Origin of the sequence: Sphingomonas sp. Leaf230 (genome assembly GCF_001421745.1) — a bacterium.
Taxonomy (GTDB): Bacteria; Pseudomonadota; Alphaproteobacteria; order Sphingomonadales; family Sphingomonadaceae; genus Sphingomonas.
The window spans coordinates 155,348-176,047 of record NZ_LMKW01000013.1; the positions used below are offsets into that span (position 1 = coordinate 155,348).

Sequence of the window (20,700 nt, forward strand, 5' to 3'; positions counted from 1 at the left end):
TCGTCCGGACCACGAGGTCCGCGACAACGACGTTCAAGGCCTTTCACACATGATCACACATTATCCGCAGACGACCGACGTCGCCGGCACCGTCCTTGGCTATCTGCTGCACGCTCTTGGCGTCCATCAGCGCTACGACTTCATCGATACCGCCGGCCTGCCCGAGGCGACCGTCCACGTCGAAGATCGCGGGATCGTTCTCAGTGTCACCAGCAAACCGGCGCCAGCGCTGCGTGACACCGTCGAGACGCTCGCGACGGACGCGCAGTACGACGTTGTGCTGACCCGCGTTACGCGCAAGCCCTGCGACGTTATCGAACTCTCTGTCGACCTGACGCTCGGCCTGCTGCCGTGCGCGCCGTGGTCGATGAACGAGCTGGCCGTGTGGACCGGCCCGGACGGCGACACCTGGCTCGTTCCCCTGGGGATCGGCCCGGCGGTGTCGTTGACCTTCGAGGGATGCAGCCTCGAACTCGTCCCGCCCTATCACACGCTGGAAGAGCGCGCTTCGGGCATCCTGCGTGCCGGTGCCGACATCGCCAGCCTCCTGCCGCTGGGGGAGGTGCAATGATGGGCAGCCAGATCGGTGAAACGCCAGGCACGGGCAAGAAGACGGGAGATTGGGGGAAGCTGGATGTCTCCGAAGGGCAGGATGAAAAAGGATCAGGCCCGGGCGCGAGACAGGCTCCAATACGAGGTTTTCCTGTGCCCCATTCCTACACCGAGACCGCAGCCGTGATTGCCACGATCACGCCGGCGCTCGTCCACGATACGCGAGCAGCCCATCAACTGCTGCTGGCCCCCGATGGGGACGGCAACGTGATGATCAACTCGGTATTCAAACGCCGCGGCAACGCCTGGTTCACGATCGCAACCGAGTACATCGAACTGCCGAGGGATCAGATGCGAACCATCATCGGCAAACGAGATGCCTGCATCGTCGCGACGGCCGTACCTGAAGGCCGCCTGCCGCGTCCGGTGTTCGAGATCGTCACTAACGGTGGCGGACGTACGACGTCGCATACCGGGTACCGCCTCTGGCTCGGTACCGAAGGCAACAGCGCATTCCTGCCGGCCGAACCAGGCCGTGCTGCGTACCGCATCGAAGGCGGCACGGTCCGCCGCGCGAAGGAACCGCCCCGCACACCCCCCGAGCGCGACGCCGGCTTTCGCCGCGCCGACCGCATGATCCGCCGCAGCGTACGGGGGTGCTGAGCATGTCACGCAAACCCGCCATCGGGGTGACACGTTCGGCCGCAGGCGCGACGTCCAGCCAGCTTCCACCCTTTGCTGCCATCGTCGATGACGCGGAGACCAGTCCCTCTCCTACAGCCACCGGCATCGTGCGCGATTACGCCAGTCAGGGTCCGTTCCAGAATGCCGATGGCAGCTTCGGGATCATCGGTTGCAGCTACAAGGACAGACCGAACAGAATGCTCGACGTCGTCCACCGCCGGCTCGTGCAGTTCGGTTTGCCGATGCGCGATCAGTGGCAACCGACCTGCGCACGCTGGGATGTGCTGCTTCCGCCGCACGCACCAGATGTCTGCCAGGATCCGCAGGCCTTGGCACGGTTCATCGACCTGCATCGCATGCCGGCGCAACAGGATCTGGCGGTGCTGATCACGCTGCGCTTTACCCAGCAGAGCCTGCTTCATCGCGGCTGGGAGTTGGCCCGTGGCTTCGCGCTCCAGCACTTCGCACTCGAGCGCGAGACCCCGGTGATGGCGGCATTCCACGTGCCGCAGATCGCCGGACGGCGCAGCAAGCCGCATTGTCACCTGCTGATTTCAGCGCGGCGGATCATCGGTTCGCATTGCGCCGACTTCGTGACCGATCTGCTCGGCCCCGACGGCAAGGCACTGGCCGGCGATCTCTGGAGCGATTGGCTCGAGAAACACGGATGAGCCGACCGTGCCGCAGGTGCGGTCCCCTCCCCCTTCATATCAAAATCGAGTTCCCCATGAATCCCCTCCTAGACCATCTGAGCTTTGTCTCACCTCTCGTACGCGCGCTCATCGGTCTGCTACCGCACATGCCACCACCGCTCGTGCTGTTGCCGAGCGAAACCTCTCACCTGCCGCCCGGCTGTTTGTACCTGCCGCGTGGCAACTGCGTCCTCGCCGCGGCTGACGGCCCGATCGCCTTCGCTCTGCTCGCGGCAGATACGGTCGCACGGGAAATGGAGGCGGATGTGCTTCTGGTGAGTTTGCGCGGCAAGGACGATCCGCATCCGATCCGGTTCGATGTCGTCTTTCGCGCAATCGATCGTACCGAGCATTGCCATAACCTGCTGTTCTGGACGATGCGCAGACGCGCACCGGCGTTCGTACCGAACGACAGCCGTCACCGGGCGGTGGTTCTCGGCCGCAGCGGCCTGATTCCGAGCGACCCCATGCCGTTTACCAGTCCGGTCGATCGCATGGCGGGTATCGCCTGCGGCAGCGCCGAGCTTCGCCGGGTCATATGGGGTAACGATGGTTGATGTCGTTCGGGCTCGCCCCACCGTCAGGGGTTGGCAAACGCTCCGTTTGCAGCGAACCATAAGCGCGTGAAACCCGTCTCCGCCCTCGAAGATCTCCCGCCCGCTGCACAGCGCGAGTTGCAGGCGGTCGTCCGCATCCTCTTCGAGGAGTTCGAAGCGCGGCTGCGCGGTACCACGAAGCCGTCGAAGAAAGCCGGGCGTATCCTGAAGCTCGTGCTGTACGGCTCCTATGCGCGGGGCGACTGGGTAGATGACCCTATCGGCGGGTACCGGTCGGACTATGATATCCTGGTCATCGTCAACGACGAGCAACTGACCGATGTCGTCGACTATTGGGCAGCTGCGGAAGACCGGCTGGTTCGTGACGTGACGATCACCCATACGTTATCCGCGCCGGTGAACTTTATCGTGCATTCACTGACCGACCTCAACAAGCAGCTTGAGCGTGGACGGCCATTCTTCGTCGACATCGCTCGAGACGGCATCGCGCTGTATGAGGCTGAAGGGTTCGGTCTCGCTACGCCAACAAAACTCCCGTCAGATGAAGCGCGAGCTGAAGCGCAGAAACATTTTGATCACTGGTTTCCATTGTCTCTTCACGCGGAAAAGCTTGCTGAGGTAAGTATCGCGGACGGCGTCGTACGAGACGCAGCGTTCCTATTTCATCAAGCTGCCGAGCGCGCCTACCACTGCGTTCTCCTCGTTTTGAGCCTCTACAGCCCCAAATCGCACAAGTTGATGTTCCTTCGATCGCGGTGCGAACAAGTCGATCAGCGCTTGGTTGCCGCTTGGCCGCGCGAGACCAAGTTCGAGCGGCGCTGCTTCGAACTACTGCGGCAGGCCTATGTAAACGCCCGCTATTCTCCGCATTACGCCATTACCGACGAAGAACTCGCATGGCTGGGCCAGCGAGTGCGGGCGCTGCAAGGACTTGTCGAACAAATTTGTCTGGAGCGGCTACAGGCTCTGGCCTGATCGGCAATGGTCCCGCCGAGCTTCGGCACCCCTGCACGACCGGGTTCAGCGCGGAGGCCGGCTCTTGCGTGACAACAGGCCTTTGATCGATATCCCCCATGCGACCACCGACGAACGTTTCGACGCCGTCCAGTTTTGGGCGAAGGGGTCCGGCTTTCGGGCCGATGCAATTAGGCCCGCCTTATGGTTAGGACTTCTGTGGTTGTCGCCCGTGATGCAAAAGGTTTCTGACCGTGTGGGTTAGAGATCGCGTGCGGTCTCCTGTAAGGCCTTTTGAGACGGCATTCAGAAGCCGCTGGTCGGTTAGTGATCCGCGGATCAGATCCAAAGTCGCCACATCGGCGAATGCAGGATTGATTGTTTCGGCCCGTACCGCGTAGACCTTTCTCGTTCGCCAACAGGCGGACCGGGGCGTGAGAACCCCGCGATTAGTAGCCGTATGCCCGGTCGAACCAGTTTCGGCCGGGAGGCGGACGCGCATGTCCAAGGCCTCCGGGCCTAAAGGCGTTCGCGCTCGTCTAATCGCGAGTTCTCAACTTCCGGCTCACGGGCCGGCATCGCCCCGACAACAGGGCGGTGCCGCCGGCTGGAAAAGCTGCGGCGCCCGGAAACGGGAGTGCGCACGAGATGCGTTGGATGACCTGCGGCGAAGAGCCGCCCTTCTACGCGAATTCGAAGACCACGAAGGACCGATCGCGTGCTGGAGCCGTCCCTACGGCGCTTCTCGCAATCGGCGCGTTGGCGTCGGGCTGCAGCGACCACAAGGGAGTGAGCGACGCGAACTTTCGGTCCGTCCTCGAGCCGGTTGTCCGCGACGCATTCTGCCAGACGATCGATCTGCCGATCATGCTGGCCGACGGACGGACCGATGACGCCGCCGTCTTTCCGCTGACCGTGCCCGCCAGGCCTCCGATGTTCGGGTCGACGACCTACGCGTCGATGGTCGCCATGCTCGACGACGCGTCCCGTGCCGGCTTCCTGAAGAGGACCGCGGCGGAGATGCCGGTCAAGAAGCGCGGCGTCTCGCTTCCGGCCTCGCGCCAGCCGGTCGTCACGTATGCGCCGACAGACAGAGCCGCTCCCTACTTCCGCTCGGTCGAGCGGAAGACGGGGGTCGGGATGCTGTCGTTTCCGGCCGTCTGCGCCGCGAAAGGCGAGCTCGTCGACATCGTGCGGTGGAGCGAGCCGGTCGACCTTGGCGGACGGCGGGTCTCGCAGGTGACGTATCGCTTCAGGGGCGTGGAGCCCCTCTCCATCGTGCCGGACAAGGACAAGGCGCGGATGGCGGAGCCGAAGGAGGCCACGCTGCCGCTGGTGCTGGAGAGCGACGGCTGGCGGGTGATGCCTCGCTGACCGCCAGAAGCCCCGATCGAGCCCGACGGTCCGTTCAACATTCGCGCGCGCGCGGCCGAGGCCGCCGCCGAAAGGAAGCATCCATGAAGAAGCAAGCCATCACCATCGTCCTCGCCCTGACCGCGCTGGCATGCGCAGGAGCGGCCGAGGCGCAGACCACCCACCGGGCAGCGCCGATCGCTTCGCCGCCAAGACGAGGACCGCTGGCGATGGACGTAGCGGGCGTCCATCTGGGCATGTCGCTGGCGGCCGCGGAAGGCGCGCTGGCCGGGACATACAGGTGCCGCCGCGAGAAGGGCTATCAGACCTTCCAGCAGCTGGTCGACCTGGAAGTGGCCAAGCGCCACGGAGGGGGGCTCGGCTTTCCGCCGCAGGGGACGGGCGTCGGCGATCTGTTCTGCGACGGTCCGACGGGTGAGAGCCTGCGCGTCAGCATGGCGCAAACGGCATCGGGACCGGTGGTGGACCGTTTCCAGCTTTCGATCCCCACCAACAGGGTCGATCCCGCAGCCCTGGTCGGCCAGATCGAGACCAGATACGGCAGACCTACGAAGGGCACCGCCGCGAACGGCGCCTGGTGCTCAGGGCCCTGCAGCCCACTCGAGACCAGTCCGGCGATCAGAACGTCGCTGTCGGGAAGCTCGATGCAGATTCTGGGGACGCGCGGCCAGCAGGCCGGCGACGCCGACAAGGCCGCCGTCAAGGCGGCGGCGGACAGGCTTTCCCCGCCGGCCAGACGGGGTGCGTTCTGATGGCGTCGAGCATGGAAGATAGCTTGAAGCCCTGGAGCGTCGCGATCGGCACGTCGAGGCCCGCGCGCCTCGTAATGGGGAGCGTCATGGTCGTCGCGATGCTGGCGGGCATTTCCCAGGCGGCGATCGGATCCCCCGGCGCGGCCGATGCGAAAAGGGTCGCCGGCGCGTTGCCGCTGACCTCCGCGCAGATCGGGGCGGCCAAAGCGTCCGGAACGGGTTGCTCCTGGTCTCTGGCGAAGGACCGTCGCATACGTTTCGCCGCAGCGGACGATCATGCGGTGGTTCGGCTTCCGTCGGGCGTCGTGGTGCTTCGGCCCGCCGCCGACGCGCGCGATCTGTTCCCGTTCACCCATGATCGCTGGTCTGGCGACGGCGTCGCCGTGAGCGTCGCGTCCGTCGGGCGCGCAATGCGGAAAGGCGGCGAGACGATCGAGCAGGCTGCCGATCTGAAGGTAAGCGTCGGCGCCACGATCTGGAAGGGGCGGGGTCTCATGGTCTGCGGATCGTAGACCCCACCCAAATACTGTTCGACCCTTGTCGCCAGAGGCGAGCCGTGCGCTACGCAGCGGGACCGGATCATCTGGTGCGTAGCGTGCGGATCGATCAAACGCTTGCGGTTCGACTGCCCGATGCTCGCGCCCATGCTCACGATGTTTCGATTGTGATTGGATTCGTCACGGCCATTTGCCGCCGGGAGGTGGAAGCGCTGGCGGAGGGGGTCCGTGCCCCATCGCGAAGACGCTGCAGGTCTCGGGAGTGCATCCGCCGGCCGCTTCCGCATGAGCGACGATCCGCATCTTGACCGCGCACGGCATGTCCGTCGTATCGATGACGAGCCCTGGCCGTGGCGACGTTCGAGCGTCGGCCTGGAGATACTGGCGCAGCAGATCGTCCGACAGTCGCGCTCCGTTGAACGCCAGTTCGCCATCGGAGATGCGGACGACGTTCTTGTGGCGCATGGCCAGGGGACGCATGCTCCACTGAGCGCCGACGGGACAAGCCGCGGTCGCGGCGCCCGGGGACGCGAGAAGCAATACGGAAAGCAGCATGGAACACCACCTCAAGCGCAAGGGAAGAACGATCGTGGCGCCAGCTATCCCGGCTTTCCGCGGCGTCAACGCGCGCCGATCGTCCGTGTCGGCCGGTCAGGCTGCAAAGGGCACGGATTTCCGCAGACCGCCGATCATGATTGTGGAGCGGATTGCACCACCACGTCCAGGATCAGGGCGGCCGGATGCGTCGGCCGGGTTGCAACGGGGTGCGGGCGGCGTAGGGTGCCAACGAAGGGGAAGTCATCATGATCGCATACAGGTTCGCCGCTCTTGCGGTGGTCGCTTCGGCAAGCGCCGCACCGGCACAGGCTCCGAGGGCACTGATCGTCGATCGTCGTCCCGCAGGCGAGGACCGTCAGCGCAACCTGTCGGCCAGCGTCTTCTCCTGCAGCTATGGCATCCGGGTCCTCAGCGACGATGGCCGCTCCCGGAAGCGGCTCGACGCTCTGGAAGCCGCGCTCCGCGCTTCGTCGTCGGCGCGACGCCTGGAGCAGCGGCCGGTGGTGGTCAGGTCGTATCAGGTATTCTTCAACTCCGCGGCGGCGCAGATGGACCAGGCGCTCTCGATCGGGGTCGCTTCGGTCAACGGTGGGGCGGGCTTCGTCGGTCGAAGTGCCGCCGCGCCCAAATGCAGCCGCGACAAGACGCCGGACGGTTGGTTCGATCCTGCGGAGACCACCAACGGGAACCCGCCCTTCGTCGTGGACATCGAGGCGGACGTGGCCGGCAAGCCCCTGTCGGTCCGCAGCGTCCATTCGCCAACAGAGGCGCTTCGCGTTCCCGCCACCGCCTTCAGCAGCAAGGCGAAAAAGAACTTTGCGGAAGGACAGGCGGGGCTCGAAGTGGACCGCGCCATCGACGAGGCGAATGCCCGCTTCGTGTCGAAGGTCGCGTCGCTGAACTGATCGAGGCCGATCGTGTTCTCGGAGACATCGAAGATGCATGCCAGAACTGACGGCTCAGCCGGACGATGGCTTCCTGGCAGTTTCGGGCAAGCAGGAACTTCGCGCGAGCAGATCGGCGGCGAACTGTAGGGTTGCTGCCCGACCGGCGGCTTGGGGGGCGTTCAGCAACCGTCTCGTCAGGACGTGATCCCACGTGCTTCGATCACCCGTGGTCCGCGCAGCAGCCTCCGTCTAGGCAGGCAGCGGTTCACTCCCTCGGTTGGAGTTCCCCGCGACGGGCGACCTCGGGGTGCGACGGCACATGTATCGGCGCTCACCCCCCTTCACAGCCGACGAGCCGAAGTTGAGGATGCCGACCCCCGTCACTTTCCCGTGACGGGGGTCTACGAGACTAGGCTAGCGGTAGTCATGGGTTCGCTTCCTCGCGCAGCCAGACCGCAGGACGAAGCCACGCGATCTTGCTCGAACTCATGTCCGCGGCAGTGCGAACGCCATGGTGTAGTCGCCGTAGCGCGTGCCGAGCGCACCATGCCCGCCTGCGGTGATGACGACATACTGGCGCCCATCGCGCCCCCGATAGGTCATCGGCGTCGCCTGCGCGCCGGCTGGCAGCCGTGCCTTCCACACCACCTTGCCGGACCTGAGATCGAACGCGCGCAGATACTGGTCGGTCGTGGCGCCGATGAACGCGAGGCCGCCCGCGGTGATGATCGCCCCGCCCAGGTTGGGCACGCCGGTCTTGATCGGGACGCCGAGATGCGAGCCGAACAGACCCGTATCGCGCGCGGTGCCCAGCACTTCCCGCCACAGCACCTTGCGCGTCTTCAGGTCGACGGCGGTCAGGTGTCCCCAAGGCGGCGCGACGCACGGTGCGCCGAAGATGCCGACCCACGCCTGCACGACCGCCACGTACGGCGTGTTGTACTGCGTCTGGAGCTGCGCCTGCATCGCGTTCTCTCCGCCCTTCTTCTGCGCCATCAGCGGCCCGACGCGCGGATCGTCGCGGCGCATCAGCCACAGCTTGAACGGCATCTCCATCGTGTTGACGGTCATGATGCCGCGGACCGGATCGACCGCCGCACCGCCCCAGTCGGTGACGCCGTCGAACGCGGGATGGCCGATGATCGGCTTCAACCCGATCGGCTGGTAGATGCCTGCGCCCTGCGATCGGCGGATGTCGATGCGGCACATCAGCTGGTCTATCGGCGTCGCGCCCCATGTGGCCTTCTCGGTCGGTGCGGGCGGCGTGAACGACGGCATTCCGATCGAGAAGGGCTGCGTAGGCGACACCGTCACCCCCGGCGTCGCGCCGTCGGTCCGCACTGGGCGCTCAGCGATCGCAGCGAGCGGCGCGCCGTTCAGACGGTTGAGGAAATACACCTGGCCCATCTTGGTCGTCTGGATGAGCGCGGGGATGACGCGACCGTTGGGTGCGCGATAGTCAAAGAGCGACGGCCCTATCGGCAGATCCATGTCCCACATGTCGTGGTGGACGAGCTGGCGCACCCAGCGCAGCTTGCCTGTAGCGACGTCCAGCGCGACGATAGCGGTGCCGAAGCGGTCGTCGAACGGCCGGCGATACCCGATCCAGTAGTCTGGCGAAGCATTGCCGGTGCCGAGATAGACGATCCCGTTGGCGGCATCCGCGGTGATCGCCCCCCAGACATTAGGCGTGCCGCGCGTGTAGTTCTGACCGTCGGGCAGCGGCGCGATCGCGTCCTGCGAGCGGCCCACGTCCCAGGCCCAGACCGGACGGCCCGACACCGGGTCGTAGGCGCGCACGACGCCGCTCGGAATGTTGCGATTGACATTGTCGACGATCCGCTCGCCGACGATCAAGCGGTTGTTGACGACCACCGGCGGGGTGGTCGCGATCTGGTCGGAGGGCGTCGAGACGCCCATGTTCGCTCGCAGGTCGATCGATCCGCCATCGGCGAAGCTCGGGCACGGCCGACCCGTGTCGGCGTCGAGCGCGACCAGCCGGGCGTTAAAGGTCGGCGCGAAGATGCGACGCGGGCACGGCGTGCCAGCGGGCGCCTCGTAGTAGACGACGCCGCGGCACACGAGATAGTTGTTGCCCTTGACCTCGGCGTTCTCGTGCCAGCTCCACTTCGTCCTGCCCGTCGTCGCGTCGATCGCCTGGACGAACGAGTGCGGCGTGCAGGTGTAGAGCGTGTCGCCGATATGGATCGGGGTCGCCTCGGAATGATATTCGCGCAGATGCTCCTTGGACTCCGCGGGCATCGGCAAGTCGCCTGTGCGCTGCGTCCAGGCAAGTTCGAGCTTGCCGACGTTGGCCGGCGTGATGTCGCCGAGCGCCGAATAGCGGCGACCCGACAGCGTGCCGCCGTAATCGCGCCAGTCGCCGTCCGCCTCTCCGGTCGCCGATGGCGCGGCGCTGGTGGCGGACGTCGCGTCTCGCGCGGACGCATTCTGGCCATGCAGGAGAAGGCCGCAGGCGAACACGAGCGCGGCGACCGCCGCGGCGGCCGGCATCACGTGCGAACGGACCGAGCCGCGACCGCGTCGAAGACCGGTCAGCAGGACGAGAACGAGCAGGACCGTCGGTGCGACCACCCTCGGCACGAGCTGGAGCCAGTCGAAGCCGACCTCCCACACCGCCCAGATCAGCGTACCGACCCAGATCGCGACGAAGACGCCGCGGCCCGCGGGATTGCCGCGGCCGATCAGCGCACCGCTCGCGATCATCGCGAGACCGGCGATGAGATAATAGGGCGACCCACTGTTCGCCACCAGCACGCCGCCTGCGACGACGAAGAAGCCCCCGAGCGTCGCGACGATCCACGCTAGTGCGAATGTAAGGAAGCGGGACATGCCGAGGGTCCTGTATGATCTACAATGGAAGACGTCTGATCGCTTGACTGTCATTCCGCAAGACGGATTCCAGCTTCACCGGCCGCTCGACAGGAGAGATCGCTCGGGGAGGTTCGAACGGCGGTCACAGGGGATCGCCGTTCTGACGGCGGCCATGCCGGACCCTGCCAACGTCAAGAATGGGACGCGACCCGGGCGGAAATCGCAATCGCAGCGGTTGGTACAAGTGTGGCACTGGTCCGAAGGAGAGAAGACGGGTGCCGTGCGTTGCTGCGATCCTAGGGTGCTTGAACCTCTTCGACCCGTGGCGCGCGCGCTCGTTGGACGGCGCAGCGGGACGTGGTCCGGAGCTTGGGCTCGAACGCATGCGACCTGCTCTCAGACGAAGACCTCGGAGAACAGCACGAGCCGACGCTCGAGCAGAAATTGCCATTCCTCGATCTCCGATGGGGCGAGGCTGGAAGGCGCAACGGACCCGCGGCGACCGGCGGCCTTCGTGCGGACCGCACTATCGCGAGACCAGGCGGAACTCGCGACCATGAGCCTTCCCTCGAGCGGAGTGCCGAGGAGAACGCGCGTCGCCATGGAGTAGGCGTGGCGCGTGTCGGAGCGCCGAGACGACGGCATGCTGATAAAAGGGGTTTTCCGTGCGATAGCACGAACGTTCGAGGGACTAGACCGACGCTAAACGTGTACAGACGGCCTATCTTCAGGGAAGCACCGCAATTCAGATACAAACTCGTGGAAATCCGCGCGGTTCTGCTCCTTTACTAGGAAAACCCAGGACTGTGGTATGAGCCGGACGACCAGCGAGGGAGACTTCGTGCTATTACACGGAAAACTCCGACGGACTCCTAGCGCTAACTGTTTGCGATCGCTCTCGCCGGAAATGTGAGCGGTAACGCGCGCGTTTCGAGTTGAGAAAAATACCGACGCTTCAATAGCCTGCTGCCGCAGTGCGAATACGCACAGGGCAACATTGGGGTCATCGTCGCATCTGGCAGGCGCATTTGACGTGGGTACGCCTGCCGAGACGGCAGCATCCTCAGAATGATGACGAACAATCGCTAGGCGGTCGCCTGATCGCTGGCGAAGACAGCGACGACCTCCGGCGTTGCCGGCAGCGATATCAGACCGTGCTGCACGCACCATGCGGTGAAAATCGCCCAATCCGACTCATACGCACGCCGGGTCGCACCGGCGCGAGCTGCCTTGGCATACGCGGCAGCCCGCTCGATCTTTTCGTGAAGGAGTGCCGGCAACATCGGTTGATCCGGGTCGACAATAACGAGCGGTGCTGGCGCTTGGACATGGTCGGGATCAACCGGCGTGAGTCCCAGAGTGTGTGAAGCGACCCTAAAGGGTGTGTGCCATGCTCGCTCTCAGCGCGCCACCCGTACGTCCGAGAATTACAGTTATCGGACACAGGCCGTTTGGGTTGGGTAACAACCAAAGCCGGAACGGCAGTTGGCTTGTCGGGCTGGCCGACTATAGGTCGACCTCTTCAGGAGGAAGCATGTCGCTACGTAAGATCGTTCCCGTTATTCTGTCTGGCGGTTCGGGCACGCGCCTCTGGCCGATGTCGCGCCCCGAGATGCCCAAGCAGATGCTCGCGCTGACGGCGGACGAGACGATGCTGCAACTGACCGCGGGCCGCGCGTTCGGCGAGCGCTTCGCCGCGCCGATCGTGGTTGCCAATGCGCGCCATGCAGACCTCGTCGAGCAGCAACTCGCGGATGCGGGTGCCGCACCGCAGGCGCTGATCCTCGAACCCGCTGGTCGTAATACGGCGCCGGCGATCGCGCTGGCAGCAATCGCTGCAGGTGGTGGCGGCGACGCGTTGCTGGTGATGCCGTCGGACCACGTCATCGGCGACGTTGCCGCGTTCCATGCAGCGATCGAGGCGGCGATGCCGCTCGTCACAAAAGGATGGCTCGTCACGTTCGGCATCGCACCCGACGCGCCCGAGATCGGCTACGGCTGGATCCAGATCGGCGATGAACTCCAGCCCGGCGTCAACCGTGTCGCGCGGTTCGTCGAAAAGCCCCCGCTCGACAAGGCGCAGTCGATGCTGGCGAGCGGCGATCACGCCTGGAACGGCGGGATCTTCCTGTTCCTCGCCGACGCCTATCTCGAGGCCCTCGCGGAGTTTGATCCGGGCATCCTGACCGCCACGCAGGAGGCGATGGACAAGGCGCGTACCGAGGGCACGCGAATCTACCCCGACGCGGCCGCCTTTGCCGCCTCGCCCGATGACTCGATCGATTACGCGGTCATGGAAAAAGCCGACCGGGTCGCGGTCGTGCCGGTCGCGATGGGCTGGAACGACGTCGGCAGCTGGGACGCGCTCCACGCGATCAGCGACACCGACGGCGACGGCAACGCGCACCGCAGCCACGGCGACGGCGCTGTGCTGGCGATCGATACTACGAGTTGCTTTGTGCGTAGCGACGGCATTCGCGTTTCGCTGGTCGGGGTCGAAGATCTGATCGTAGTCGCCAGCGGCAATGACGTGCTAATCATGCCGCGAGGGCGCAGCCAGGAAGTCAAAAAACTGATTGAGGCGATGAAAACGCGTGATCAGACATAAGATAACTCATGTGATGGTCATGATGTCGACGATCAATTACCCATGTTGGCGCTAACTGACTTTGGCAAAAGGATCTCATTTACGGAGCTGGCGTCGCCACCTCGGTCGCTAAGACGTAATCATTGGCTTCGTCCTGCCGAACCATTAGCCTCTCACCAAGCACATATTCACGCGGACGGCTATAATCGCGCTTGGCACCCAGGTTGCCGACCTGTCTGGTAATGCCAATCACAAGGGCGGTCTTGGTCATCATTACCTTCTTGTACCTGATAGGATTGCGTCCGCCCGCGCGAATGAAATCTTCTCATTGCAAGCCCGGTCAATGACGCCGATAGCACCCGGCATGCGGATTATCGTTACCGGCGCCAGTGGCTTTGTAGGGCAGCGTATCGTCGCGCGGCTCGTGGCCGCAGGGCACAATGTCGTTGCTGCAACCCGACAGCCTGGCTGTTTCCCGGGTGCGAACCAGTGCGTAGCACCCGATCTGGGTCCCGACGCCGATTGGTCGTCGATCGTCCATAACGCAGATATCGTCGTTCATGCCGCGGCGCGAGTGCATGTCATGCACGAGCGCGAGCGCAATCCACTGGCCGTATTCCGCCATGTAAATGTTGAAGGCACGCGTGCGCTTGCAAACGCTGCGGCGCAAGCAGGCGTCAGACGCTTTCTCTTTATCAGCTCGATCAAGGTTAATGGCGAGCACACCGACGACCGAATGCCCTTCGCGCCGGACGACGCGCCCGCACCGATCGATCCCTACGGCGTCTCGAAGCACGAGGCAGAAGTCGCGCTTTCACAAATCGGCGACGCCAACGGCATGGAAACCGTCGCCATTCGCCCCGTCCTCATTCATGGTGCGGGCGTGAAAGGCAACATGGCCAGCTTCGCCCGCCTTGCCGCTCGCGGCTGGCCGTTGCGCTTCCTTCCCCTGGGAGCGGTAAAGAATAGGCGCAGCCTCGTCCACGTGGACAACCTCGCCGACATGATCGCTGCTGTGGTCGCTCATCCCGGTCCATTGCCCAAAGTCATGCTGATCCGTGACGACGAAAGTCCCTCGACGCCCGAACTGCTACAGCGAATGGCGTATGCGGCAGGGAAGAAAGTACGGCTGGCGAAACTGCCCCCGCAATGGCTATCGGCTGCCGCGCGCGGTGCGGGTCGCGCAGCCATCGCCACGCGTCTCTTAGGTTCGCTCGAGGTCGATGACAGTACCACGCGTGCTGCGCTCGGCTGGCGTCCGCCGATGACACTCGACGCCGGTCTAGCCGACACTATCGCGGGATCTACGCGCCGTTGATTGGGTAGCGTAGCGGTAGGCGGTGCGCTAATCAGGCCCATTAAAAATTTGTGTGGTGCGTACATGATCGTCTCTTCGCTATTTACAAGGCTGACCGGCCTGTCGGTCTTGCAGAAGCAGGCGACCTTCGTCCTGATCGATATCTTCCTGGCGCTTGCGACCCTGTGGATTGCCTTTTCTCTGCGGTTCAGCACCGTCTTCTTGTTCTTCGACTGGCGCCAGGTTACGATTTTCGCGCTGGCGGCGGTACTGGTTCCGCCTATCTTCGTGCGATGCGGGCTCTACCGTGCGGTATTCCGCTACAGCTCGTTTGGCGCCACAGTCGCGGTCGCGCGGGCGGTGACGATCTACGGGCTCGTCTTCGGCGCGTGCGTCCTGGCCTTTTCTTTTCCTAACGTGCCACGCACGGTCGCAATTATCCAGCCAGCGCTGTTTGCTTGGAGCGTGCTGGCGGCGCGCAGCCTCGGCTTCCTGCTGCTGCCCCGTTTCGGCGAACCAGCTGGCCCCGATGCGGAACGCGTACTGGTTTACGGTGCAGGCATGAGTGGAATCCAAACCCTGTCCGCTTTGCGCCTCAACCGCGCGACCAACGTGCACGGATTCATCGACGACGATCCGCGTAAAGTGGGACGCGAGGTGTTCGGCCTGCCCGTCCTCTCGCGCATCCAAGCCGAACAGAAGCTGCGGGACGAACAGATCGACGGCGTGCTGCTGGCCGTGCCTAACGTATCGCGTTCGCGTCGCAATGACATTCTCGAATGGCTACGCCCGTTCGGCGCGCACGTGCGCACCGTGCCAAGCGTCGACGAACTCGCCAATGGCAACATCGAGCTTGCAGTCCGCGAACTCGACATCGAGGATTTGTTGGGGCGCGCTCCGGTACCATCGAGCAGCGGGCGCTTAGCCCACGACATCACCGACCACGTAGTTCTCGTTACTGGAGCAGGCGGCAGCATCGGAAGCGAACTATGCCGCCAAATACTGGCGCTTAAGCCAGCCAAACTGCTTCTCGCCGATCTTTCCGAATACGCGCTTTATGCGATTCATCGCGAGTTGGAGGGCGTCTGCGAGCGTACCGGATCGCCGACGAAGTTGATCTCCCTCTTGGCGAACGTGCGCGATGCAGCACGCATTAGCGACATTTTTTCAACGTGGCGACCAAACGTCGTCTACCATGCCGCGGCATACAAGCATGTTCCGCTCGTCGAGCACAACCCCTTTGAAGGGGTCGCCAACAACGTATTGGGCACGCTCGTCGTTGCCAAGGCGGCACGCTCGGCAGGGGTGGGGCGGTTCGTTCTCATATCGACCGACAAGGCAGTGCGTCCGACCAACATCATGGGCGCTTCGAAACGGATGGCAGAGATCGTGCTGCAAGCGCTTGCCGCGCATGAGGGTGGAAACGGCACCGTTTTCACCATGGTCCGCTTTGGCAACGTGCTGGGGTCCAGTGGCAGCGTCGTCCCGCTATTCCGTGCGCAGATTTCCGCTGGCGTTTCGGTGACGGTCACGCATCCCGACATTACGCGCTACTTCATGTCCATTCCCGAGGCCGCACAGCTCGTGCTCCAGGCCGGGGCTATGGCCAGCGGAGGCGAAGTGTTCCTGCTGGACATGGGCGAACCAGTTCGCATCGTCGACCTCGCACGACGAATGATTGAACTTTCGGGCGCGCGTGTCCGTGACGACGAGACGCCTGACGGCGACATTGGAATCGTCTTCACTGGCCTGCGCCCGGGTGAAAAGCTTTATGAGGAACTGCTGATTGGCGAGAACGATCAGCCGACCGAACATGAGCGGATCATCCAGGCCCGCGAGCGGATGTGGAGCTGGGACGAAGTATCCAACGCGGTGAACGACCTCAACACTACCCTTGCGGCACGCGACCTACCGACCCTGCGCCGAATTTTGGCCCGCTACGTTGACGGTTTTGACTCTAATGCAAAGTCGGTCGATCACATTGATATCGAACGTATAAACCAGTCCACATCGGCCCACAGAGCATCCTCCGTGAGTCAGTAGATACCGACAATCAACTGAAATTAATTATAACTAATAATATTGGCCATGTCGTTGAACGTATATGAATGATAAATATTCAAAGCGGATAACAATAACGCACGTTCCAGAGCAAGGTCTGACGAGCGACTGGTTGCATCCAATAGAAAATTCATTTGTCTCAGCGGGCATACATCGCGTCACTGGCGCTGGGCCTTTATTACGCATAATCGGTAAGACCCTTAACAAGGCCGGCATTTTCCGCAAGGTTATGCACGGCGGAAGTGAGGCTTCTATAGTTCAGTTGGCACAATTGACAGCTTATCGAGCTTTTCCTCGCGCCATGTGGCAGGAAATTATTCCAGATTGTTTCGACTGCTGGGAGCCTGATTACGAAAAATGGACGGATCTGCTGCAACGTCTGGAGCCTAAGGTCGCTTTCTTCTCGGCACGTCAGTCTGCCGCTTACATGGAGCAAAACGTGCCCGGGCTTCAGGCGATCTGGGCTCCGGAAGGCATTGATCCAACTGACTTCACGTCTCAAAAGCCGCTGCGCGACCGAACCATTGATGTCTTGGAACTAGGGCGTAAAAACGATGCATATCACGCCTCGATAAGGGACCTTTCCTCTCGTCGACCTTATGTGCATCTCTTCGAAAAAGAGCGAGGAGCGATCGTTTTTGCTTCGCGTGCCAAGCTCGTCGCTGGACTGGCAGACAGCAAGTTATCTATCTGCTTTCCCTCATCCGTTACGCATCCGGCCCGTTCGGGAAACGTAGAAACGTTGACCCAGCGCTATCTAGAATCGATAGCGTCCGGCTGCATTCTACTTGGTCGTTGTCCGATAGAGCTACGCGACCTGTTTGGTTTTGATCCTGTTATAGCAGTCGACGAAGGCGACCCGGCTGGCCAAATCGAGCACATTCTGGCGAATATCGATAATTATACGGAACTGACTTATCGAGCACTCATCCGGCTCCATGAGGTTGCGACGCTGGAGGTGCGAACACAGCGTATGCTGTCGCAATTAGAAGCGAAGGGCTATCACCGGTAACTAGGTGGCGACACCGCGTTGCATGCCTCCGGGATGACGCGTATGCCGCAGCAGAAATGCAAACGACCGTAGCATTCCAGAAGGTTGCCATGTCCACGAGTGCGTCAGCAAATGCCCCCGCCGCCTCTGTTTTAGCGGTGACCTTCAACCGGGCGAACGAAACGTGTGTGCTGGTTGATCAACTCTTGACGGTCGAAGGAATGGATATTTTGGTCGCCGCTGACGGTCCAAGCAATGGGTTCCTGCGCGTTAAGAGCGACGTGATTGTCAGCGATCGCATTATTAAACGTTTTAACTCCTGCTCCGCCATGCTGCTCCGCGCGACCTATGCGGAGCAGGGCGTGAAGCGCCTGACCGGACGGCTTAGCAACCTCCGCCAGCGCACCTATGCTCACGCAACTTTCTATGAATACAAGTCGCTCTCATGATCTCGAAAAGCACAGATGATACGGTGGCAGTGGAGACACTGCGCGGCGGTATACTCGCTACCTATGGATGGTTCGGGCTCGCACGACTGGCAATTGACCTTTTGGCAACGCGGTTGCTGTTTCCCGGCGCGCGTATAGTCCGACGGCCATGGTCTCTGCGCGGCCGGAACCGTATGGCGTTCGGGCGGCGATTAACGGTGGGCGTGGGGCTCAGGATTGACGCATTCGGGAGCGGAAAAGGTACACCCTTGGTGCGTATCGGAGACAATGTTGAGATCAACGATTACGTCCACATCGCTGCGGTTCGCTCAGTGATCATTGGCGATGACGTGCTGATCGCCAGTCGGGTGTTCATCAGCGATCACAATCACGGGGACCTCGACGGCTCAGAGCATGACAACGGCCCGAACGTGCCGCCCGCGCGCCGACCGCTATCAGTGCGACCGGTGACGATAGGAGCGCGGGTGTGGATCGGGGAAGGCGCCTTAATCATGCCCGGCGTTTCGATCGGCGAGGGCGCAATTGTCGGGGGCGGAGCAGTGGTCACGCGCGATGTTGCGGCGGGCGCGGTCGTTGCGGGCGTACCGGCAAGGGTCATCCGCCACTTCGATCCGAGCAGCGCGCGCTGGGAAAAGGCAACACGGTGATGCGGATCGTCGTGTCAGCCGTTAATTTCTCGGAAGGCGGTCCACTTACCGTGCTGCGCGACTGCCTGGCCGCAGCGCGTGCCTCGCTGCCGCCGGAGACGGAAATCGTGGCACTGGTGCACCGTGCCGCACTGATCGAAACGCCTGGCATTCGCTTGCTGGAGTTTCCCACGGTCAAGTCGTCGTGGCTTAGCCGGATCAACTTAGAGTACCGTGGTTTCGGCAAGCTCGCACGGGAACTGTCACCTGATTTCTGGCTGTCGCTCCACGATGTTAGCCCGCGCCTCTCAGGTGTGCGTCAAGCTGTCTACTGCCATAATCCCATCCCCTTCTTCCGCCCGACGCTACGCGACGCTCAGCTTGATCCCACGCTCTTAGCGTTCCGCCTCGCCTACCGCTTTTTCTACCAATTCAACATCCACAGCAACGCAGCGGTGGTAGTTCAGCAGGAATGGCTTCGCCAAGAATTCGTGCGCAGGTTTGGGGTGCAACGGGTAATCGTAGCACACCCGGATATTGTAGACTTACCGATCTCCCAGGACGTACCACGCGATCCGGGCATACTGTCACTATTCTATCCAACCGTTCCGCGTGGCTTCAAAAACATCGAACTACTCTGTGAGGCTATGCAAAATTTGCCGGCCGACCTGCCACGCCGTCCTGAGCTTTGCGTGACGATCGACGGGACAGAGAACCGTTACGCTCGCTTCATTCTGGATCGTTACCGCGATGTGCCGGGTGTGCGTTTTATTGGACGCCAATCGCGTGCTGAGATGGCGTGGCACTATGCTAGGTGCGATGCATTGCTGTTTCCCTCTCGCGTTGAAACTTGGGGGTTGCCAATTACTGAGGCCAAGCAATTTAATCGGCCGATACTAGTCGCGGATGAGCCATATGCCCGTGAAACTGTGGGAACGTACGACGCTGTCGCCTTTCTACCATCAGATCAGCCGCTATGTTGGCGTGACGCTATCGTCAAAGCCGCGCGAGGTCAGGCACCTTGGGGGCCTGTTTCAACTCCACCTCCAGCACCACCATACGCGGAAGGCTGGATCGATCTATGGCAGCAACTGCTCAATGCGTAACAGCAACGACAGCATAAGTTCGGGGTTACGCCGTTATTCTAAAAGGTTTGACGCTCTTGCGAGACACACCCGAATATTGTTTGGGCCACCAGCTAATAAGCGCTCAGCGCCGTATGCCCAAACCTTGTTGATGGTCGCGTGAGCGTGGACGAATTTGCCCTCTAAAGGGGAGGAATGCCCACAGCCATGACGATGTCATATGACGATGCGTGCACTAAGCCGGTCGGGTTTTAGGTATCTACGAAAGCGGGCTGGCATTCGGAGTGGGCAGACAAGACCTAGGGTTAAATTATAGCGCAGAGCTACGCGGGGCTTGTGAGCGTTAACGCGGTGGCTAACGCCACGAACTACGCCCATCGCAACCGTTCACCTTGCGGCGGGAGGCCCGCAAAACCATGGAGGCGGCAGCACCAAAATTCGTGCGCGAGGTCATCGAGCAGCTTCGTCACCGCTATTCCAAAGCGATTGGTCCGACGCCATGCCTGAAAAACGCGCGCCGATGGCATTGTTGAGGTGGAGATCGATGGTGTCGCGGTGAAGATCGGACGTGATGTCGATGCCAGCGCCATCCCCGCGGTGATCGATGCCTTGATAGTGCTGCGTTGATGGGCCCCGACGGCAACGCTCGGTTCATGGTGATGACCGTGCCGGTGGACTTTGCAGATGGTGCAGACCCGTTCGTGGCATGGTGGGGGCTTAGTACGGTGCCGCCCCGTTCCTGGACGTGGTCTATGCCTTGTAGGCAAGGAATGCGGACCGGGTAAAGCTGGGCTGGTGGAACGCCACCGGCCTTTCACTGATGATAAACGGCTCGAGCAGCGCGATTTTTCTTCGCCAGGTATCCACGACGGCGTGATCCGGCTGACGGCCGCGCAAATGGCGGCGCTGCTCGAGGGGGCAGACTAAAGTCGGGTCCATGGCAGCCGCGATGGACTCGAAACGGCCCGGTTGATGCGGCGTAAGCGGCTCGTTGCGCTACTCCGCAATGCTGCCCGAGGCCGACCTTCCATCTGATCCACAAGCTCTGCGCGCCATGCTAGAGCGGTTTCTCACCGGGCTGAATCATAAGGGGATTCCCGTCGCTGCGGTTTTCTGATTCTGAATTCCTGCCGGCGCAGGAGGCTGGCATGGATGGCGCGAGCTGTTGTTGCCCCCTAAAGGCCTGACAGGGCCTCGCAGGTTCGCGCGATGAACTCGCGGGGTGATCGATAGCGCAAAGCGCGGTGCGGATGCACCTCGTT

General features: G+C 62.6%; 22 protein-coding genes. 16 read left to right on the forward strand and 6 right to left on the reverse strand.

All coding sequences use genetic code 11. The features are described 5' to 3' along the window. Window positions 1-49: 49 nt before the first annotated feature. From ASE82_RS17835 to ASE82_RS17870, 8 genes are all read left to right on the forward strand, one after another. Window positions 50-571, forward strand: a complete 522-nt coding sequence (locus ASE82_RS17835; RefSeq protein WP_056066514.1) for a hypothetical protein — start codon at window positions 50-52, stop codon at window positions 569-571. Beyond that, window positions 571-1,215, forward strand: a complete 645-nt coding sequence (locus tag ASE82_RS17840) for a hypothetical protein (RefSeq protein WP_156348951.1) — start codon at window positions 571-573, stop codon at window positions 1,213-1,215. Before ASE82_RS17835 ends, ASE82_RS17840 begins: the two co-directional genes overlap by 1 nt. 2 nt (window positions 1,216-1,217) lie before the next feature. Next, complete coding sequence (locus ASE82_RS17845) at window positions 1,218-1,907, forward strand: hypothetical protein (protein ID WP_056066520.1); 690 nt, start codon at window positions 1,218-1,220, stop codon at window positions 1,905-1,907. 128 nt (window positions 1,908-2,035) lie between these two features. Then, window positions 2,036-2,485 (forward strand): hypothetical protein, encoded by a 450-nt coding sequence (locus ASE82_RS17850; RefSeq protein WP_156348952.1) that lies wholly within the window; start codon window positions 2,036-2,038, stop codon window positions 2,483-2,485. Window positions 2,486-2,551: 66 nt separating this feature from the next. Further along, on the forward strand, window positions 2,552-3,460 hold the full coding sequence (locus ASE82_RS17855; protein ID WP_056066527.1) for a HEPN domain-containing protein: 909 nt from the start codon (window positions 2,552-2,554) through the stop codon (window positions 3,458-3,460). 627 nt (window positions 3,461-4,087) lie between these two features. After that, window positions 4,088-4,813: a hypothetical protein gene (locus ASE82_RS17860; protein WP_056066530.1), complete on the forward strand. Its 726-nt coding sequence runs from the start codon at window positions 4,088-4,090 to the stop codon at window positions 4,811-4,813. Between the two features lie 83 nt (window positions 4,814-4,896). Continuing rightward, entirely contained in the window at window positions 4,897-5,565 is a 669-nt protein-coding gene (locus ASE82_RS17865; protein ID WP_056066534.1) for a hypothetical protein, read from the forward strand. Window positions 5,566-5,576: 11 nt separating this feature from the next. After that, window positions 5,577-6,077: a hypothetical protein gene (locus ASE82_RS17870; protein ID WP_162236765.1), complete on the forward strand. Its 501-nt coding sequence runs from the start codon at window positions 5,577-5,579 to the stop codon at window positions 6,075-6,077. A 165-nt stretch (window positions 6,078-6,242) separates the two neighbouring features. Here ASE82_RS17870 and ASE82_RS17875 read toward each other — a convergent pair whose 3' ends face one another. Then, window positions 6,243-6,542 carry a hypothetical protein gene (locus ASE82_RS17875; protein ID WP_156348954.1) on the reverse strand — a complete coding sequence of 100 codons (300 nt, stop codon included), beginning with the start codon at window positions 6,540-6,542 and terminating at the stop codon, window positions 6,243-6,245. Between the two features lie 323 nt (window positions 6,543-6,865). On the opposite strand from ASE82_RS17875, the gene ASE82_RS17880 reads away from it, so the two are divergent. Continuing rightward, the gene (locus ASE82_RS17880; protein WP_056066542.1) at window positions 6,866-7,525 is read left to right on the forward strand and encodes a hypothetical protein; all 660 of its coding nucleotides are present in this window, start codon (window positions 6,866-6,868) and stop codon (window positions 7,523-7,525) included. Window positions 7,526-7,993: 468 nt separating this feature from the next. Here ASE82_RS17880 and ASE82_RS17885 read toward each other — a convergent pair whose 3' ends face one another. The 3 genes from ASE82_RS17885 to ASE82_RS17895 all read right to left on the reverse strand — a co-directional run bounded on the left by ASE82_RS17885 (window position 7,994) and on the right by ASE82_RS17895 (window position 11,625). After that, entirely contained in the window at window positions 7,994-10,360 is a 2,367-nt protein-coding gene (locus tag ASE82_RS17885; protein WP_056066544.1) for a membrane-bound PQQ-dependent dehydrogenase, glucose/quinate/shikimate family, read from the reverse strand. A 378-nt stretch (window positions 10,361-10,738) separates the two neighbouring features. Then, the gene (locus tag ASE82_RS17890; protein ID WP_156348955.1) at window positions 10,739-10,945 is read right to left on the reverse strand and encodes a hypothetical protein; all 207 of its coding nucleotides are present in this window, start codon (window positions 10,943-10,945) and stop codon (window positions 10,739-10,741) included. A 482-nt stretch (window positions 10,946-11,427) separates the two neighbouring features. Further along, complete coding sequence (locus ASE82_RS17895; RefSeq protein ID WP_056066550.1) at window positions 11,428-11,625, reverse strand: hypothetical protein; 198 nt, start codon at window positions 11,623-11,625, stop codon at window positions 11,428-11,430. Between the two features lie 251 nt (window positions 11,626-11,876). On the opposite strand from ASE82_RS17895, the gene ASE82_RS17900 reads away from it, so the two are divergent. Continuing rightward, window positions 11,877-12,950 (forward strand): mannose-1-phosphate guanylyltransferase/mannose-6-phosphate isomerase, encoded by a 1,074-nt coding sequence (locus tag ASE82_RS17900; protein WP_082441702.1) that lies wholly within the window; start codon window positions 11,877-11,879, stop codon window positions 12,948-12,950. 79 nt (window positions 12,951-13,029) lie between these two features. Here the strand turns inward: ASE82_RS17900 and ASE82_RS19595 are convergent, their stop codons facing one another. Next, window positions 13,030-13,200 carry a hypothetical protein gene (locus ASE82_RS19595; RefSeq protein ID WP_156348956.1) on the reverse strand — a complete coding sequence of 57 codons (171 nt, stop codon included), beginning with the start codon at window positions 13,198-13,200 and terminating at the stop codon, window positions 13,030-13,032. Window positions 13,201-13,293: 93 nt separating this feature from the next. On the opposite strand from ASE82_RS19595, the gene ASE82_RS17905 reads away from it, so the two are divergent. The 6 genes from ASE82_RS17905 to ASE82_RS19130 all read left to right on the forward strand — a co-directional run bounded on the left by ASE82_RS17905 (window position 13,294) and on the right by ASE82_RS19130 (window position 19,459). Beyond that, entirely contained in the window at window positions 13,294-14,247 is a 954-nt protein-coding gene (locus tag ASE82_RS17905) for an NAD-dependent epimerase/dehydratase family protein (protein WP_056066552.1), read from the forward strand. 63 nt (window positions 14,248-14,310) lie between these two features. Next, a complete protein-coding gene (locus ASE82_RS17910; RefSeq protein ID WP_056066555.1) occupies window positions 14,311-16,269 on the forward strand; it encodes a polysaccharide biosynthesis protein in 1,959 nt (652 codons plus the stop codon). Window positions 16,270-16,330: 61 nt separating this feature from the next. Beyond that, the gene (locus ASE82_RS19600) at window positions 16,331-17,299 is read left to right on the forward strand and encodes a glycosyltransferase (RefSeq protein WP_156348957.1); all 969 of its coding nucleotides are present in this window, start codon (window positions 16,331-16,333) and stop codon (window positions 17,297-17,299) included. 56 nt (window positions 17,300-17,355) lie between these two features. After that, window positions 17,356-17,727 (forward strand): hypothetical protein, encoded by a 372-nt coding sequence (locus tag ASE82_RS17915; RefSeq protein ID WP_056066558.1) that lies wholly within the window; start codon window positions 17,356-17,358, stop codon window positions 17,725-17,727. A 251-nt stretch (window positions 17,728-17,978) separates the two neighbouring features. Then, window positions 17,979-18,374 carry a DapH/DapD/GlmU-related protein gene (locus tag ASE82_RS20305; RefSeq protein WP_272481314.1) on the forward strand — a complete coding sequence of 132 codons (396 nt, stop codon included), beginning with the start codon at window positions 17,979-17,981 and terminating at the stop codon, window positions 18,372-18,374. Continuing rightward, complete coding sequence (locus ASE82_RS19130; RefSeq protein WP_082441706.1) at window positions 18,374-19,459, forward strand: glycosyltransferase; 1,086 nt, start codon at window positions 18,374-18,376, stop codon at window positions 19,457-19,459. The genes ASE82_RS20305 and ASE82_RS19130 overlap by 1 nt, the downstream gene beginning before the upstream one ends. Window positions 19,460-20,188: 729 nt before the next feature. Here ASE82_RS19130 and ASE82_RS17925 read toward each other — a convergent pair. Beyond that, window positions 20,189-20,377 (reverse strand): hypothetical protein, encoded by a 189-nt coding sequence (locus ASE82_RS17925; protein ID WP_056066561.1) that lies wholly within the window; start codon window positions 20,375-20,377, stop codon window positions 20,189-20,191. Window positions 20,378-20,700 lie beyond the last annotated feature (323 nt).